This window comes from Nocardiopsis aegyptia (assembly GCF_013410755.1).
Classification (GTDB): Bacteria; Actinomycetota; Actinomycetes; order Streptosporangiales; family Streptosporangiaceae; genus Nocardiopsis; species Nocardiopsis aegyptia.
The window spans coordinates 3,406,845-3,421,641 of the sequence record NZ_JACCFS010000001.1 but is presented as its reverse complement, the minus strand read 5'-3'; the positions used below and the strand labels follow the sequence as shown (position 1 = coordinate 3,421,641).

Genomic DNA, 14,797 nt, shown 5'->3' with positions numbered 1-14,797 from the left:
ATGCGGGGTGACCGAGTGTCCGATTGCACGCGATACCCTCGCGCGTGGGTTGTGCTATACCGTTCCATCGCTCTAACGTGACCTTTGATTTGCGCGCGTAGCCGGTAGAGCCCGGACGACACCACCGCCGCGGTGTCGTCGACGTCGGCCGAGAGCACCGACCAGGGCAGCGCTCCCGCAGGCCAACGACCAGGAGGATGTAGCGGCTTTCGTCCCGCGACCTGTGTGAAAACCTTCGGCGGCACCAAGGCGTCCATCTACCAAGCCTTGAAGGGCGCATGGTGGTGGCGGCCCCTGGTCCGCATCCCGCCGGACACCCGCGGACAGGTCGCGGATCACCGATCCCCCAGGGGGACCATCCCCCGTTTCCACCAAGGAATCGTCAGGCCGACCGGCCGTGAGAGGCAATCGAGGACCACGTGAGTACCGAACGACGACGGAGTGCCGATGGCGGCCGTCGCCGGGCCGAGGGCCCGGGCGACGGTCCGCGCGGCCAGGGCGGCAGGCGACGTGCCGACGGCCCGCCTTCGGGCGGGCGCCGACGGCCCGAATCCGACGACGGCTTCTGGGGCGACTCCCCTGAGCCTCCCCGGCGCAGGCGCTCGCCCTCGGGCGGCGCGCCGGAGGAGGGGCGTGGCGGTCGCCGCCGGGCCGAGGGGGAGCGCCCCCGCCGACCCGAGGGCGGTCAGCGCCGTCGCCAGCCGGAGGACGGAGACCGTCCCCGGCGCCGGCGTCCCGACGCCGCCGGTGGCGCGGCCGGCGGAGCCGCGGCCGGAGCCGCCATGGAGGGCGGGCGTCCGCGCCGCCGTCCCGAGGGCGAGCCCGGGAGGAGGGGCGACGGACAGCGCCGCCGCCCCGACGGTGACCCGCGCGCCGGCGGACGCCGACGCGCCGACGGCCAGCGTGGACCCCGTGACCCCCGCGACCGCGAGCACGCCGCCCGTGCGGAGGGCCGTCGCGGCCCCGCCCGTGGCGGCCGGGGCGCGGGCGGTCGCGGTGGCGGTGGTGGTGGACGCCGCCGTTCGCACCAGGAGGAGCCGGACGACCGCCCCTGGATCAAGCGCTTCCTGTCCAAGGTGTGGAAGCCCGCCCTCGTGGTGTGCGGCCTGATGATCATCGGCGGCGTGGCCGCCTTCGCGATCCTCTACGCGATGGCCCCGAACGAGGAGGAACTGACGGCGGCGGCGGAACAGGACATGTCCGCCACCCAGATCAGGTGGGCCCCCGAGGAGGAGGGCGGCGAGGGCGAGGTCGCCGTCACCACAGGCGAGGTCCAGCGGATCAAGGTGAACTTCGAGGACATTCCGCCGGAGGTCATCGACGGTGTGCTGGCCGCGGAGCAGCCCACCTTCTACACCGACCCGGGCATCAACATCATGGGCACCCTGCGCGGCGTCGTCTTCGGCGGCACCCGGGGCGGCGGCTCGACCATCACCCAGCAGATGGCGCGCAACTACTACAGCGACCTCAGCTCGGAGCAGACGATCACGCGGAAGGTCAAGGAGATCTTCATCGCGATCAAGCTGGACCAGCAGCTCCCGCCGGAGCAGATCCTCGAGAACTACCTGAACACGATCTACTTCGGTCGCGGCGCGTCGGGCATCGAGATGGCCGCCCAGGCCTACTTCGGCAAGAGCGTGGGCGAGCTGAACGCGGAGCAGGGTGCCTTCCTCGGCATCATCATCCAGCAGCCCAGCAACTTCGAGACGGTCCAGCCGGGTGAGGACTCCTACGCCTCCAGGTACCTGTACGGGGAGCGCTGGGACTACGTCCAGAACCACCTGGCCGAGATGTACGAGGAGGACCAGGACCACGGTCTCCCGCGTGAGCAGGCCGAGGCGCTGGAGGTGCCCGAGCGGATTCCCTACGTCCCGCCGGGCAGCGAGGAGGCCGAGGAGGCCGAGGAAGAAGAGGAGAACAGCGCCAAGTACGGCTACGTCCGCCAGGCCGTGATGATGGAGATCGCCGAGCGCTACAGCGAGGCGGGGATCACCGAACAGGAGATCGCCACCAAGGGCTACCAGGTCCAGACCTCGTTGGACCCCGCTCTGATGGACGCCGCGGCCAGGGCCTTCGACGTCCTCCCGCCCGCCAACGGCGACGACCTGATGGAGGGCCTGACCGCCGTCGAGCCGAACACCGGAAGAATCGTCGCCTTCCACGGTGGCGACGACGTGGTGACGGACACGGACAACTCACTGCTCCACCGGGCGCAGGCGGGATCGTCCTACAAGCCCTACGTGCTGGCGACCGCGCTGTCACAGGACATCGGGCTGAAGACCCAGCTCGACGGCAGCACGCCGCGGGAGTTCCCCGGGCTGGCGCAGCCCGTGAACAACGCGGACGGGGAGGACCACGTCCCCACCGACCTCATCGAGTCCACCGCCCACTCCATCAACACGAGCTACGTCGACCTGGCGACGCGGGTCGAGAGCCTGCAGAGCATCGACGACACGGCCGTGGCCATGGGCGTGGACCCGGAGCAGGTCACCACCTCGGAGCGGGGGCCGCTCATCGCGCTGGGCACCCATGAGGTGAGCACGCTCGACCAGGCCAGCGGATACGCCACCTTCGCCAACGAGGGCGTGCACATCCCCGCGCACATGATCACCGAGCTCCGCACGGCGAACGGCACCGTGGTGCCGCCGGACGACGCCGACCTGCTGGAGAGCGGTGATCGGGTGCTCACCGCCGACGTCGCCGCCGACGCGACCTTTGCCATGCGCCAGGTGGTCGAGGCCGGGGGAGGGGACAAGGCACGTCTCGACGACGGTCGTCCGGTGGCCGGTAAGACCGGTACGTCCAGCGGCGCGCTCTCCGCGTGGTTCGTCGGGTACACGCCACAGTTGTCCACGGCGGTGGGGCTGAGCAGAAAGTCCCGCGAGGGCCTGGAGTTCGAGGGCGTAGGCAACAACGCGGTCTACGGTGGCGGTACGGCGGCCCTCGTGTGGAAGGAGTTCATGGACATCGCCATGGAGGGCAAGGAGGTGCAGGACTTCCCGCCCCCGGCCTACGTCGGCGAGGACCTGAACTTCGCGCCCTCGCCGAGTCCCAGCGAGTCTCCCTCCGAGGAGCCGAGCGAGGAACCGGTCGAGGAGCCCTCCGAGTCGCCCACCGACGAGTGCCCGCCGGGCAACGGGAACGGCAATGGCAACGGGAACGGCAACGGCAACGGTGACTGCGCCGACGCCTCCGACGAGCCGACCGACCCGGTGTGCGATGAGTTCGATCCGACCTGTCAGGACGACGGCACCGGAGACGGTGACGACGGCACCGGCGGTGACGAACCGGACTGCACGTTCCCCTGGCAGTGCCCGGACGAGTCCCCTCCCGCCGAAGGTGATGAGGACGGCCAGAACGGCACCGCCGCCCAGAACAGTCAACGGACGACCCTGGGGCGCGAAGAGGACTGATCCGCTTCGCTGAACGACGGGGGCCGGTGCGCGACCACGCGCACCGGCCCCCGTGGCGTGTGCGGGGGAGGGCGGAGTGGGGGAGGGCGGAGTGTCCACAGGCAGCCCCGGTGGTCCCCGCCCGCTGGTATTCTTGGCAGCTGTATGGCTCAGAGCCCGTGCGGCGTCCCACCACCAAGGGTGGCGACAGGCCGCGGGCTCCTGCCCTCCTGCCATGGAGATTCCATGGCCGCGACAGTCCAGAGGAGGAACGTACGCCTATGCGTCGTTACGAAATCATGGTCATCCTCGACCCCAACCTCGACGAGCGCACCGTCGCCCCGTCGCTGGAGAACTTCCTGGGTGTCGTCCGCAACGACGGCGGCTCGGTGGAGAAGGTCGACATCTGGGGCAAGCGTCGTCTCGCCTACGACATCGACAAGAACTCCGAGGGCATCTACGCGGTCATCGACCTGTCGGCCGAGCCGGCCACGGTCAAGGAGCTGGACCGCCAGCTCGGGATCGCCGAGGCCGTGCTCCGGACCAAGGTGCTCCGCCCCGAGGTCCACTAGAGCTCGCCTCTTTCGGCGGCGCTCGCGCCGCACCCCCTGCCCCGGAGCATCCCGCACGATGACGAAACTGTCGTCACCGGGACGGATGATCAGGGGAACAGGCGAATCCGCCTGAACCGACTATCTCGAACCGGAGCCGACCCATGGCAGGCGAAACCCAGATCACGCTCGTCGGCAACCTCGTCGACGACCCTGAACTGCGCTTCACGCCCAGTGGAGCCGCGGTCGCCAACTTCCGTGTGGCCTCGACGCCCCGCAACTTCGACAAGGCGTCGGGGGAGTGGAAGGACGGCGAGTCCATGTTCCTCACCTGCACCGTCTGGCGGCAGTACGCGGAGAACGTGGCCGAGAGCCTGCAGCGCGGCATGCGCGTCATCGTGCAGGGCCGCCTCAAGCAGCGCTCGTACGAGACGCGTGAGGGCGAGAAGCGGACCGTCTACGAGATCGACGTCGACGAGGTCGGCCCGGCCCTGCGCAGCGCCACCGCCAAGGTGACCAAGACGCAGCGTCCGGGCGGCGGAGGCGGCTTCGGCGGGGGAGGCGGCGGCGGTTTCGGTGGCGGCCAGCCCCAGGGCGGCGGCTACGGGAACCAGGGCGGCGGATTCGGCGGCCAGCAGGGTGGTCAGGGCGGCGGCCGCGGTGGCGCGCCGGCCGACGACCCCTGGGCGACCAACGGCGGTGGCGGCGGCGGATTCGGTGGCGGCGGCGGAGGATTCTCCGACGAGCCCCCGTTCTAGCGGTCCCACCCCGCGTTTGACCCGACCCGGCGTTCGTTGAGCGCCGCGTCACTGTCCACATGTCACCGACCATCCCCGGGAGGACCCCGGGGCTCTTGCGAAGGAGCACCACGATGGCGAAGCCGGCAGCGCGCAAGCCCAAGAAGAAGGTTTGCCTCTTCTGCCAGGAGAAGCAGTCCTACATCGACTACAAGGACACCACGCTTCTCCGCAAGTTCATCTCCGAGCGCGGCAAGATCCGCGCCCGCCGCGTGACGGGAAACTGCACGCAGCACCAGCGCGACGTCGCCACGGCGATCAAGAACGCGCGTGAGGTGGCCCTGCTGCCCTACACCAGCACCACTCGCTAACGGCGATATCCGAGGGAGGTTTTAGTCGTGAAGCTGATTTTGACCCACGAGGTCAACGGTCTCGGAGCCCCCGGCGATGTCGTCGAGGTGAAGAACGGTTACGGTCGCAACTACCTGCTGCCCCGCGGGTTCGCCATTCGGTGGACGCGTGGCGGACAGAAGCAGATCGACCTGATCCAGCGCGCGCGTTCCGCGCGTGACATCCGCAGCCTGGACGAGGCCAAGCAGGTCGCCGGCCGGGTCGGTTCGCTCACCGTGCGCCTCAAGCAGCGCGCGGGCGAGGGCGGTCGTCTGTTCGGTTCTGTCACGCCCGCGGACGTCGCCGAGGCCGTCAAGGCCGTCGGTGGTCCCGAGCTGGACAAGCGCCGGATCGAGATCAAGAACCCGATCAAGTCCGTCGGTGCCTACAAGGTCCAGGTCCGCCTGCACCCCGAGGTCTCCGCGACGATCAATCTGGACGTCGTCGGTTCCTGACCAGGATCCGGCCCGTCGGGAGCCCCGTCTCTGCACAGAGGCGGGGCTCCGTGCTTTCCCACCCGTCACCCGTCACCCGCCAACGCCCCACGGGCGCTACGCGGAGGGTGAGGGCTTCCACCCTCAACGGAGAGCCTCCGGCTCCTGTTCTCTCCTGGCGTTTCCGGCGGGATTCTGACACGCCAGGGTGGCGAATGCGGTCCTTTGATTACTCTTTGTAACCTATTGTTTTCTCTGAGTAGCACCTTTGTCGTGGTGCCCGGACTCAGGAGGAAGACAACGCCATGGCCGCAGAGAACCATTCGCAACCGGCTCGCCCCCTGGACCGCAGGACCATGCTGCGCGGTTCCGTGCTCGTCTCCGGGGGTGTGATCCTCGGGGGACTGGTGGGGATGGGCGCCGCGGGGCCGGCGTCCGCCGCGGGGATACCCAAGGTCTACACACGGTCGGACTGGAAGGCGCGCCCACCCAGGCAACGCGTGCAGGTGCTGGACCAGGGGCCGACGCACATCGTCGTGCACCACACCGCGACCGGCAACGTGTCCGACATGTCCAAGTCGCACGCCGCCGCCCTCTCCAGAGCCATCCAACGGCACCACATGGACAACAACGGCTGGAACGACACCGGCCAGCAGCTCACCATCAGCCGCGGCGGGCACATCATGGAGGGCCGCGACCAGACGCTCCGCGCGATCCGCGACGGGCGGCACGTGATCGGCGCGCACGTGGCCAACCACAACTCGCACACCATCGGGATCGAGAACGAGGGCACCTACACCTCCACGACCCCGCCGACCGCGCTGATGTCCTCGCTCGTGGAGACGTGCGCCTGGCTGTGCCTCGTCTACCGCCTGGACCCCGAGGACGCGATCGTCGGGCACCGCGACTACAACTCGACCAGCTGCCCGGGCGACAAGCTGTACTCGATGCTCCCGAAGCTGCGGCGGGACGTGAAGAGCTCCGTGCGCGAGCAGCTGAGCCACCTGAGCAAGGTCGCGGGTACCGAACTCACGCTGGAGGAGCTGCCCAGCTACCCGCCGGTTCCGTCGTCGGAGCGCATGGAGACCTTCTTCCACGGCCCGGCGATCGGCGATCTGGACGTCTCCCTGTAGGAGGAACACGGCACGGGGCCGCCGCCCGCCCGGCGGCCTCCGTGCCCGTGTCCGTTCCCGCGACGCGCGGCCCCCGTGCTCAGGGCCGCCGGGCGCCGGTGACCAGCCAGGCGGTGCCGCGGGCGCGCAGGCCCAGGGTGAGGGCGCGCGCCAGGATCCACACCGCGAAGGCGATCCACAGCCCGACCAGGCCCCACAGGGTGCTCCCGGTGAACACGGGCACCAGCAGTGCGCACGGCAGGAAGGCCAGCATCGTCCACAGGGACGCCCACGCGAGGTAGCGCTGGTCGCCGGCGCCCATCAGGACGCCGTCCAGAACCATGGTGACGCCGCTCAGGGGCTGGAGCAGGGCGACCACGACCAGTGTGGCCATGATGAGGGCCCGCACCTGTGGATCGTCGGTGAACGGGATCGGCGCCCAGGGCAGCACCAGGAACACCAGGACCGTGAACAGCAGCCCCGACAGCACGCCCCACTCCACCATCCGCCGGGTGGCGTCGCGCGTCCCCCGGATGTCGCCCGCCCCCAGATAGCGGCCGATGATCGACTGCCCGGCGATCGCGATGGCGTCCATGGCGAAGACCAGCAGGGCCCAGATGTTGTACGAGACCTGGTGGGCGGCGATCGCCTCGTCGCCCAGCCGCGCCGCGACGGCCGTGGTCGCCAGCGCCACCACGCGCATCGAGACACTGCGCAGGAACAGCGCGAAGCCCGCCGAGGCGGAGGCGCGCAACCCGGCCGCGCTGGGCAGGAGGGAGACCCCCTCGCGTCGGGCGGTGCGGCCGATCGTCGCCACGTACCAGACCGCGCCCGCGCCCTGGGCGATGACGGTCGCCCAGGCCGACCCGGCGATGCCCCAGTCCAGGACCAGGACGAACACCGCGCACAGCGCGGCGTTGCCGGCGTAGGTGGCCACCGCGACCACGAGCGGGGTACGGGCGTCCTGGAGCCCGCGCAGCACGCCGGTGCCCGCCATGACGATGAGCAGGAACGGGGTGCTCAGCAGACTGACCCGCAGGTAGGTCACGGCGTAGGGCGCCACCTCGGGCGACGCGCCCAGGAGGTCGACGAGCGTGGGGCCCAGCGGCCAGCCGGCGGCGATGGCCGCCAGGCCGAGCAGGACCGCCAACCAGAGCCCGTCCACGCCGTCGCGCACACCGCCGGCGGTGTCGCCCGCGCCGAACCGGCGGGCGACGGCGGCCGTCGTGCCGTAGGCGAGGAACACGCACACCGCGACGAAGGTCAGCAGTACCTGGCCGGCCACGCCCAGACCGGCCAGCGCCCGCGTGCCCAGCGTTCCGACCACGGCCGCGTCGGTCAGCAGGAACAGGGGTTCGCTGACGAGCGCGAAGAACGTGGGGATCGCGAGGGCGAGGATCTCGCGGTCGTGGCGGTGCCGGAAGGGCGCGGCGGGAAGGAGTCCGAGCATGACCCGGCCACATTACCGGACAGGCGTTCGAGGCCGGATGTGGAGTTGTCCACACCCCCGCCGAAGCCTGTGGATAACCTGTGGAAACTCCCGCTGTGAGACATCTTGCACGACGTGTTCACGAAGGGTATTTCCCCAGGTCAAGTGCTATGTCGGGGGAGTCTCGGAAAGTTATCCACAGGTGATGTGCACAACCAGTCCGCGCAAGTCCCTACGGGGCAGCGGACATGGTGGTACAGGAGCGTCCACAGACTCCTGTCGGCGGCCTCCGCGGCGCCCGCCATGGGGCATCCTGGAGGGGGCGGTCCGTTCCCGGACCGCGGCAGGGCCTGCGTGGGGAGAGTTCGTGAGTGTCGCCGGGGAACCACCTGAAGAAGGCGGATACGAGCGCACCCCTCCCCACGACATCCAGGCCGAGCAGAGCGTCCTGGGCGGCATGCTGCTGTCCAAGGACGCCATCACCCAGGTCGTCGAGATCATCCGCTCCGCGGACTTCTACCGCCCCGCGCACCAGATCATCTACGACAGCGTCGTCGACCTCTTCTCCCGCGGCGAGCCCGTCGACGCCATCTCCGTCAACGCCGAGCTGACCAAGCGCGGCGAGGCCGCCAGGGTCGGCGGTGCGCCCTACCTGCACACCCTCACCGAGGCGATCCCCACCGCGGCCAACGCGGGCTACTACGCCAAGATCGTCTCCGACCGCGCGGTCCTGCGCCGCCTGGTCGAGGTCGGCACCCGCATCGCGCAGATCGGCTACGCGGGCGACGGCGAGGTGGACGACCTCGTCGACCACGCCCAGGCCGAGATCTACAAGGTCGCGGAGAAGCGCACCGGCGAGGACTACGTCGTCCTCGGCGACATCATGCCCGGCGCCCTCGACGAGATCGAGGCGATCGGCGCCCACGACGGCACCCTCACCGGTGTCCCCACCGGCTTCGCCGACTTCGACGCCCTGACCAACGGCCTCCACCCCGGCCAGATGGTCATCATCGCGGCCCGGCCGGCCGTGGGCAAGTCGACGCTGGCCCTGGACTTCGCGCGGGCGGCGTCGATCAAGAACGAGATGACCTCGGTCTTCTTCAGCCTGGAGATGGGGCGCAACGAGATCGTCATGCGCCTGCTCTCGGCGGAGGCGCGGGTGCCGCTGCACACCATGCGCTCGGGGCTGATGACCGACGAGGACTGGGCCCGCCTGGCCAGACGGATGGGCGAGGTCGCCAGCGCGCCGCTGTTCATCGACGACTCGCCCAACATGTCGATGATGGAGATCCGCGCCAAGTGCCGCCGCCTCAAGCAGCAGCACGACCTCAAACTGGTCATCGTCGACTACCTCCAGCTGATGAGTTCGCCCGGCCGGGTGGAGAGCCGCCAGCAGGAGGTCTCGGAGATGTCGCGTTCGCTCAAGCTCCTGGCCAAGGAGCTGGAGGTACCGGTCGTGGCCCTGTCCCAGCTCAACCGTGGTCCCGAGCAGCGCACGGACAAGCGCCCGCAGGTGTCCGACCTCCGTGAGTCCGGCAGCATCGAGCAGGACGCGGACATGGTCATCCTGCTCTACCGCGAGGACGTGCACGACAAGGAGTCGCCGCGCGCGGGCGAGGCCGACATCATCGTGGCCAAGCACCGCAACGGGCCCACGGCGGACGTCACCGTGGCGTTCCAGGGCCACTACAGCCGCTTCGTCGACATGGCGCCCGGGTAGACAACGCGCCCGGGTGGACGCGGCGTTCGGCCGGGCGAGGTGCCCGGCCGTGCCGGTCGCCCACGACACGCGCGCGCACCGGTCAGGAATCGAGAAGCGCCGGACGGGCGTGCGGTCTAGGGTCGCAGTCATGGACATCACCATTCACACGACCTTCCTGCCGCACGACGACCCGGAGGCCTCCGTCGCCTTCTACCGGGACGTCCTCGGCTTCGAGGTGCGCAGCGACGTCGGGCAGGGCCGGATGCGGTGGATCACGGTCGGTCCCGCCGACCAGCCCGGCACGTCGATCCTCCTCGCGCCGCCGGCCGCCGACCCCGGGATCACCGAGGACGAGCGCCGCACCATCTCGGAGATGATGGCCAAGGGCACCTACGGCTGGATCCTGCTGGCCACCCGGGACCTCGACGGCACCTTCGAGAGGGTGCAGGCCGGCGACACCGAGGTCGTCCAGGAGCCGACCGAGCAGCCCTACGGTGTGCGCGACTGCGCCTTCCGCGACCCGGCGGGCAACCTGGTCCGCATCCAGGAAGTGCGCTGAACGGGCGCGTTCCCACCCCTCATCCGTCCTGGTGCCCGTGGACGGCGACGACAGGAGACCCCCCATGTGTCATCCCTCGTGGGACCGCGCGCGTGCGGACGCCCACCGCCTGAGCGATCTCGCCCGGCTGCGTCGTGTGCGTGACCGGATCGACCGGGAGTACGCGCTTCCCCTGGACGTGGAGGCGCTCGCCCGGGGCGTGAACATGTCGGCGGGGCACCTGAGTCGCCGGTTCCGGCAGGCCTACGGGGAGTCGCCGTACTCCTACCTGATGACGCGGCGGATCGAGCGGGCGATGGCCCTGCTGCGCCGGGGCGGCCTGAGCGTCACCGAGGTCTGCTTCGAGGTCGGCTGCTCGTCGCTGGGCACGTTCAGCACCCGCTTCACCGAGCTCGTGGGCGTGCCGCCCAGCGTCTACCGCCGCCAGGCCGAGCGCGCCACCGAGGGCATGCCCTCCTGCGTGGCCAAACAGGTCACCAGGCCCGTCAGGAGCCACGCGGCGCCGGTCGCCGTGCCGCAACCGGCGTGACGGCCGCGGCCGTGCGGAACCGACGAAGCGGCCCGCCGAGGGCCCGACGACTGGAGGACGGATGACCGTCGCACCCCCGCGTGGGCGCCAGGAGCGCCTGCGCGACACCCGGGCGAGGCTGGAGGGCGACATCGACCTCTGGCTGGCGACCTCGAACGCGCGGGACGGCGCCCACCTGGTCCCGCTGTCCTACCTCTGGGACGGGACCGCGTTCCTGGTCGCCACGTCGCGCGCCTCGGTCACCGCGCGCAACCTCCTGGCGGACGGCCGGGTCCGGCTCTCCCTCGGGCCGACGCGCGACGTGGTCGTCGTCGACGGCACCGCGGAGCCGGTGGACACCGGCGACCTCGGTCCGGAACGGGGCGACGCCTTCGCGGACCGGACCGGGTTCGATCCCCGCACGCTCGACCAGCCGTACCAGTACTTCCTGATCCGGCCGCGGCGCGTGCAGGCCTGGCGCGAGGAGAACGAGCTGCGGGGACGCGACCTCATGCGCGAGGGCCGCTGGCTCGACTGACCGGCGCCGGCCCGCCCGCCGGGCGGGGGCGTCCCGTCGCGCGCCACGCCCCCGGTCCTCCCGGCACCGGCGTCAGCCGAGGCGGACGAGCATCTTGCCGGTGTTGGCCCCGCCCAGCACGCCCAGGAAGGCTTCGGGCGCCTGTTCCAGACCCTCGTACACGGTCTCCCGCGTGCGGAGCGACCCGTCCAGGATCCACGGGATCGCGGTCCCGACGAACTCGGGGAAGCGGTCCAGGTAGTGGCTGACGATCATCCCGCGCAGCGTCAGCTCCTTGGTCGCGGCCCGGTACAGGTCGGGTCCGGGCACCGGCGCGGTCGCGTTGTAGCCGCTGATCGCGCCCACCAGGGCCACCCGACCGCGGGGCCGCATGGCCTCCAGGGCGGCGTCCAGGTGGTCCCCGCCCACGCTGTCGAGGTAGACGTCGAGCCCCTCCGGCGCGGCCTTGCCCAACTGGCCGGGGAGGTCGCCCTGCCGGTGGTCGATCGCGGCGTCGTAGCCGAACTCCGACAGCAGCAGCGCGGTCTTGGCCGGTCCGCCGGCCGATCCGATCACGCGGCCCGCGCCGAGGCGGCGCGCGATCTGCCCGGCCACACTGCCCACGGCGCCCGCGGCGGCGGAGACGTAGACGGTGTCGCCCTCGCGGACGGGGGCGATCTCGGTGAGCGCCAGGTAGGCGGTGAGCCCCGTGGTGCCGAGCGGGCCGAGGTAGGCCGTCGCGGGGACGTCGGCGGTGTCCACCACCGTGGCGTGCGCGGCGTCCAGGACCGCGTGCTCTCGCCAGCCCAGGAAGTGGGAGACGGTCGCGCCGACCTGGACGTCCGGGGAGCGGGAGGCGACCACCTCGCCGATCGCGCCGCCCTCCGGTGGCGCGCCGAGCTCGAACGGGGGGATGTAGGACGGGGCGTCGTCCATGCGGCCCCGCATGTACGGGTCGACCGACATCCACGTGTTGCGGACCAGGACCTGTCCTTCGGCCAACGGGGGCAGCTCCGCGGTGGCCAGGGTGAAGTGCTCGGGGCCCGGGGTGCCCACGGGGCGGGCGGCCAGGCGGATCTCGCGGGTGGTGGTCGTGGGCTGGGCGGTGGTGGTCATGGCGAGCGCCTTCTTCGAGGGGGCGGCGGTGCCGCCCGGTCCGGTTGTTCTCCGTGTCCTCGAATCTAGGGACGGGGCGCTCGGCGTCCCAGGTCCCGGCACGCCCGGGGGCAGGGTGTGGGCGAGCAGGTCCCAGATCCTGACGAGGGTCGCCAGGGGAACGCGGTGGCGGTCCTCGGCGAGGGAGGCGTCGTCGGCGCCGGGGAGTTCGGCGAGCAGCGGGGCGGGGACGCCGGCCGCGAGCGCGGCGTCGCGGACGAGCCGGACCACGTGGGTGGACGCCGTACCGCTGAGCATGCCGAACAGCTTATGCTGTCGGGGTTCGCGCGGATACGTCTGCTGGTGAGGGGGCGTACCGCGCCGCGGCACACCCCCTATATCGGTCAGGCGCTTAATCGGTTTATGGCCAAGCCGATTTGTCGACAAAGAGCTACCTCGACATCACCGCGCGTCAGAGTCGCCGACGATCGCTCCCTCCCGCAGCTCCACGCGCCGGCCGGAGAAGCGCTCGCGGGCCCTCCGGTCGTGCGTCACGATCACCAGCGCGCCCGTGTAGCGGGACAGCGCCTCCTCCAACTCCTCCACCAGGCCGGGGGAGAGGTGGTTGGTCGGCTCGTCCAGCAGTAGGAGGTCGTGGATCCCCGCGGTCAGCCGGGCCACCTCGATCCGCCGCCGCCGGCCGACCGAGAGCGCGGCGACCGGCCGGTCCAGCTCCGCGGGCCGGAACAGTCCGAGCGACGCCAACTCCTCCCGCAGCTCCTCGGGGGTTTCGGCGCGTCCCTCGGCGTAGGCGGCCAGGACCGTGCGCCCCGGCGGCGGCGCGGTGTCGTCCTGGCGCAGGTGGCCGACCCGGGCGGGTACCGACACGGAGCCCGAGTCAGGCGCCAGTTCCCCGGCCAGCACCCTGAGCAGGGTCGTCTTGCCCGCGCCGTTGGGGCCGGTGACCAGGACGCGCTCGCCGGCGGCCACGGTCAGGGCCTCGACGTCCAGCCGGTGGCCGACCCGGACCCGGTCGAGGACGGCGGCGGGCGGCGCACCGGATCCGCCCGGCGCTCCCGGAACGGGCGCACCGGCGACGCCCGGTTCCGCTGACGGCGTCGGCCCCGAGGAGAACTCGGCGGTCATCCGCAGGGGGACCGGCGGCGGTGGCACGGGGTCCCCGGTCAGCCGCCGCAACCGCTCCTTCGCGACGCGGATCCGGCTCCGGGCCCCGTGGTCGGCGCCGCGCAGCCGGAATCCGCCATGTCCGAAGGCGGCCTTGGCCATCCGGCGGGGGATGCCGTCCAGGCGCTGGGCGTTGTTCTCGACCAGGCGCCGCTGGCGGGCGGTGTCGAGCCTCCACTCCTCGTACTCCCGGATCCAGCGCGACCGGGCCGCCGCCTTGGCCGCGAGGAAGCCGTCGTAGCCGTTGCCGTACCTGTTGACCCCGTGTGCGACGTGGTCGACCTCCAGCACGGTGTCGGTCACTCCGGCCAGGAAGGCGCGATCGTGCGTGACCGCGACGACCGTGCCGTGGTGCGACCTGAGACGCTCCTCCAACCAGGCCACCGCCTGGTCGTCCAGGTCGTTGGTGGGCTCGTCCAGCAGCAGGAGCTCGGGTGCGGCGGCCAGGACCCCGGCCAGTGCCAGGCGCGAGCGCTCGCCGCCGGACAGGGTGCGCAGCGGGCGGCACCGGTCGAGGCCGGGCAGCCCCAGGCCGTGCAGCCCGGCGTCCACGCGGGCGTCGGCGTCGTAGCCGCCGCGGGCCTCGAACTCGGCGAGCAGGTCGCCGTAGGCGTCCAGCTCCTCGCGGGTGGCGGTGCCGAGGCCGGCCTCGGCCCGGCGCAGGCGCCGTTCCAACTCGCGCTGGTCGGCCAGGGCGGTGTCGACGGCGTCCTGGACCGTGCCCGCGAGGATCCCGCCGGGAACGGTGTCGAGGGTCTGGGGCAGGTGGCCGACACCCCCGGGCGCCCGCACGACGACGTCACCGTTGTCGGGGCGCTCCTGTCCGGCGAGCAGGCGCAGCAGCGTGCTCTTGCCCGAGCCGTTGTCCCCGATGACGCCGACCCGTTCTCCGGGGGCGATGGTCAGGGTGAGCCGGTCCAGGACGAGGTGGTCCCCGTAGCGCTTGGCCACGTCGGTGAGGGCGATCTGGGAGCGGGAGCGGGAGCGAAGTCCGGTGGTCATGGAAGGGCGTCCTCTCTGTCGTGCGGTCCGTGGGGGCGCGGATCGGCGGACGAGGGCCTGCGGCACGAGGTTTCGGACAGGAACGCGCCCAGGAGGGCGGTGATCATGTCGGAAGGGAACGTGGAGGCTGCCCGGCGCGACCGCGGAAGGTGGGGACACCGGTGGAGCGGTGCGGCGCCGCAGG

At 71.5% G+C, this 14,797-nt stretch carries 13 protein-coding genes; 10 read left to right on the top strand and 3 right to left on the bottom strand.

Annotated features, from left to right (window positions below):
• Positions 1 to 419 precede the first annotated feature (419 nt).
• From HNR10_RS15380 to HNR10_RS15355, 6 genes are all read left to right on the top strand, one after another.
• The gene (locus HNR10_RS15380; protein ID WP_179824228.1) at positions 420 to 3,413 is read left to right on the top strand and encodes a transglycosylase domain-containing protein; all 2,994 of its coding nucleotides are present in this window, start codon (positions 420 to 422) and stop codon (positions 3,411 to 3,413) included.
• A 260-nt stretch (positions 3,414 to 3,673) separates the two neighbouring features.
• Positions 3,674 to 3,964 carry a 30S ribosomal protein S6 gene (gene rpsF, locus HNR10_RS15375; RefSeq protein ID WP_053619889.1) on the top strand — a complete coding sequence of 97 codons (291 nt, stop codon included), beginning with the start codon at positions 3,674 to 3,676 and terminating at the stop codon, positions 3,962 to 3,964.
• Between the two features lie 143 nt (positions 3,965 to 4,107).
• A complete protein-coding gene (locus HNR10_RS15370) occupies positions 4,108 to 4,701 on the top strand; it encodes a single-stranded DNA-binding protein (RefSeq protein WP_053619888.1) in 594 nt (197 codons plus the stop codon).
• Positions 4,702 to 4,814: 113 nt separating this feature from the next.
• Positions 4,815 to 5,051 carry a 30S ribosomal protein S18 gene (gene rpsR / locus HNR10_RS15365; protein ID WP_053619887.1) on the top strand — a complete coding sequence of 79 codons (237 nt, stop codon included), beginning with the start codon at positions 4,815 to 4,817 and terminating at the stop codon, positions 5,049 to 5,051.
• Positions 5,052 to 5,078: 27 nt separating this feature from the next.
• Complete coding sequence (rplI, locus tag HNR10_RS15360) at positions 5,079 to 5,525, top strand: 50S ribosomal protein L9 (RefSeq protein ID WP_179824226.1); 447 nt, start codon at positions 5,079 to 5,081, stop codon at positions 5,523 to 5,525.
• Positions 5,526 to 5,809: 284 nt separating this feature from the next.
• Positions 5,810 to 6,637: a peptidoglycan recognition protein family protein gene (locus HNR10_RS15355; protein ID WP_246406247.1), complete on the top strand. Its 828-nt coding sequence runs from the start codon at positions 5,810 to 5,812 to the stop codon at positions 6,635 to 6,637.
• A gap of 79 nt (positions 6,638 to 6,716) precedes the next feature.
• On the opposite strand, the gene HNR10_RS15350 is transcribed toward HNR10_RS15355, so the two are convergent.
• Positions 6,717 to 8,066 (bottom strand): MATE family efflux transporter, encoded by a 1,350-nt coding sequence (locus tag HNR10_RS15350; protein ID WP_179824224.1) that lies wholly within the window; start codon positions 8,064 to 8,066, stop codon positions 6,717 to 6,719.
• Positions 8,067 to 8,412: 346 nt separating this feature from the next.
• Between HNR10_RS15350 and dnaB the strand changes: the two genes are divergently transcribed.
• From dnaB to HNR10_RS15330, 4 genes are all read left to right on the top strand, one after another.
• The gene (gene dnaB / locus HNR10_RS15345) at positions 8,413 to 9,765 is read left to right on the top strand and encodes a replicative DNA helicase (RefSeq protein WP_179824222.1); all 1,353 of its coding nucleotides are present in this window, start codon (positions 8,413 to 8,415) and stop codon (positions 9,763 to 9,765) included.
• A 130-nt stretch (positions 9,766 to 9,895) separates the two neighbouring features.
• Complete coding sequence (locus HNR10_RS15340) at positions 9,896 to 10,306, top strand: VOC family protein (protein ID WP_179824220.1); 411 nt, start codon at positions 9,896 to 9,898, stop codon at positions 10,304 to 10,306.
• 64 nt (positions 10,307 to 10,370) lie between these two features.
• Positions 10,371 to 10,835 carry a helix-turn-helix transcriptional regulator gene (locus HNR10_RS15335; protein ID WP_179824218.1) on the top strand — a complete coding sequence of 155 codons (465 nt, stop codon included), beginning with the start codon at positions 10,371 to 10,373 and terminating at the stop codon, positions 10,833 to 10,835.
• A gap of 61 nt (positions 10,836 to 10,896) precedes the next feature.
• Positions 10,897 to 11,352: a pyridoxamine 5'-phosphate oxidase family protein gene (locus HNR10_RS15330; RefSeq protein ID WP_179824216.1), complete on the top strand. Its 456-nt coding sequence runs from the start codon at positions 10,897 to 10,899 to the stop codon at positions 11,350 to 11,352.
• Between the two features lie 72 nt (positions 11,353 to 11,424).
• Here HNR10_RS15330 and HNR10_RS15325 read toward each other — a convergent pair whose 3' ends face one another.
• Both HNR10_RS15325 and HNR10_RS15320 read right to left on the bottom strand, forming a co-directional pair.
• Positions 11,425 to 12,447 (bottom strand): NADP-dependent oxidoreductase, encoded by a 1,023-nt coding sequence (locus HNR10_RS15325; protein ID WP_179829759.1) that lies wholly within the window; start codon positions 12,445 to 12,447, stop codon positions 11,425 to 11,427.
• 441 nt (positions 12,448 to 12,888) lie between these two features.
• Entirely contained in the window at positions 12,889 to 14,613 is a 1,725-nt protein-coding gene (locus tag HNR10_RS15320; RefSeq protein ID WP_179824214.1) for an ABC-F family ATP-binding cassette domain-containing protein, read from the bottom strand.
• Positions 14,614 to 14,797: the final 184 nt, after the last annotated feature.

Bases quoted from the DNA above. Each gene is read 5' to 3' on its own strand.
- HNR10_RS15335 (WP_179824218.1), top strand. From the start codon at position 10,371: ATGTGTCATCCCTCGTGGGACCGCGCGCGTGCGGACGCCCACCGCCTG.
- HNR10_RS15355 (WP_246406247.1), top strand. From the start codon at position 5,810: ATGGCCGCAGAGAACCATTCGCAACCGGCTCGCCCCCTGGACCGCAGG.
- HNR10_RS15325 (WP_179829759.1), bottom strand. From the start codon at position 12,447: ATGACCACCACCGCCCAGCCCACGACCACCACCCGCGAGATCCGCCTG.
- HNR10_RS15320 (WP_179824214.1), bottom strand. From the start codon at position 14,613: ATGACCACCGGACTTCGCTCCCGCTCCCGCTCCCAGATCGCCCTCACC.
- rpsF (WP_053619889.1), top strand. From the start codon at position 3,674: ATGCGTCGTTACGAAATCATGGTCATCCTCGACCCCAACCTCGACGAG.
- HNR10_RS15370 (WP_053619888.1), top strand. From the start codon at position 4,108: ATGGCAGGCGAAACCCAGATCACGCTCGTCGGCAACCTCGTCGACGAC.
- HNR10_RS15340 (WP_179824220.1), top strand. From the start codon at position 9,896: ATGGACATCACCATTCACACGACCTTCCTGCCGCACGACGACCCGGAG.
- HNR10_RS15350 (WP_179824224.1), bottom strand. From the start codon at position 8,066: ATGCTCGGACTCCTTCCCGCCGCGCCCTTCCGGCACCGCCACGACCGC.
- HNR10_RS15330 (WP_179824216.1), top strand. From the start codon at position 10,897: ATGACCGTCGCACCCCCGCGTGGGCGCCAGGAGCGCCTGCGCGACACC.
- rpsR (WP_053619887.1), top strand. From the start codon at position 4,815: ATGGCGAAGCCGGCAGCGCGCAAGCCCAAGAAGAAGGTTTGCCTCTTC.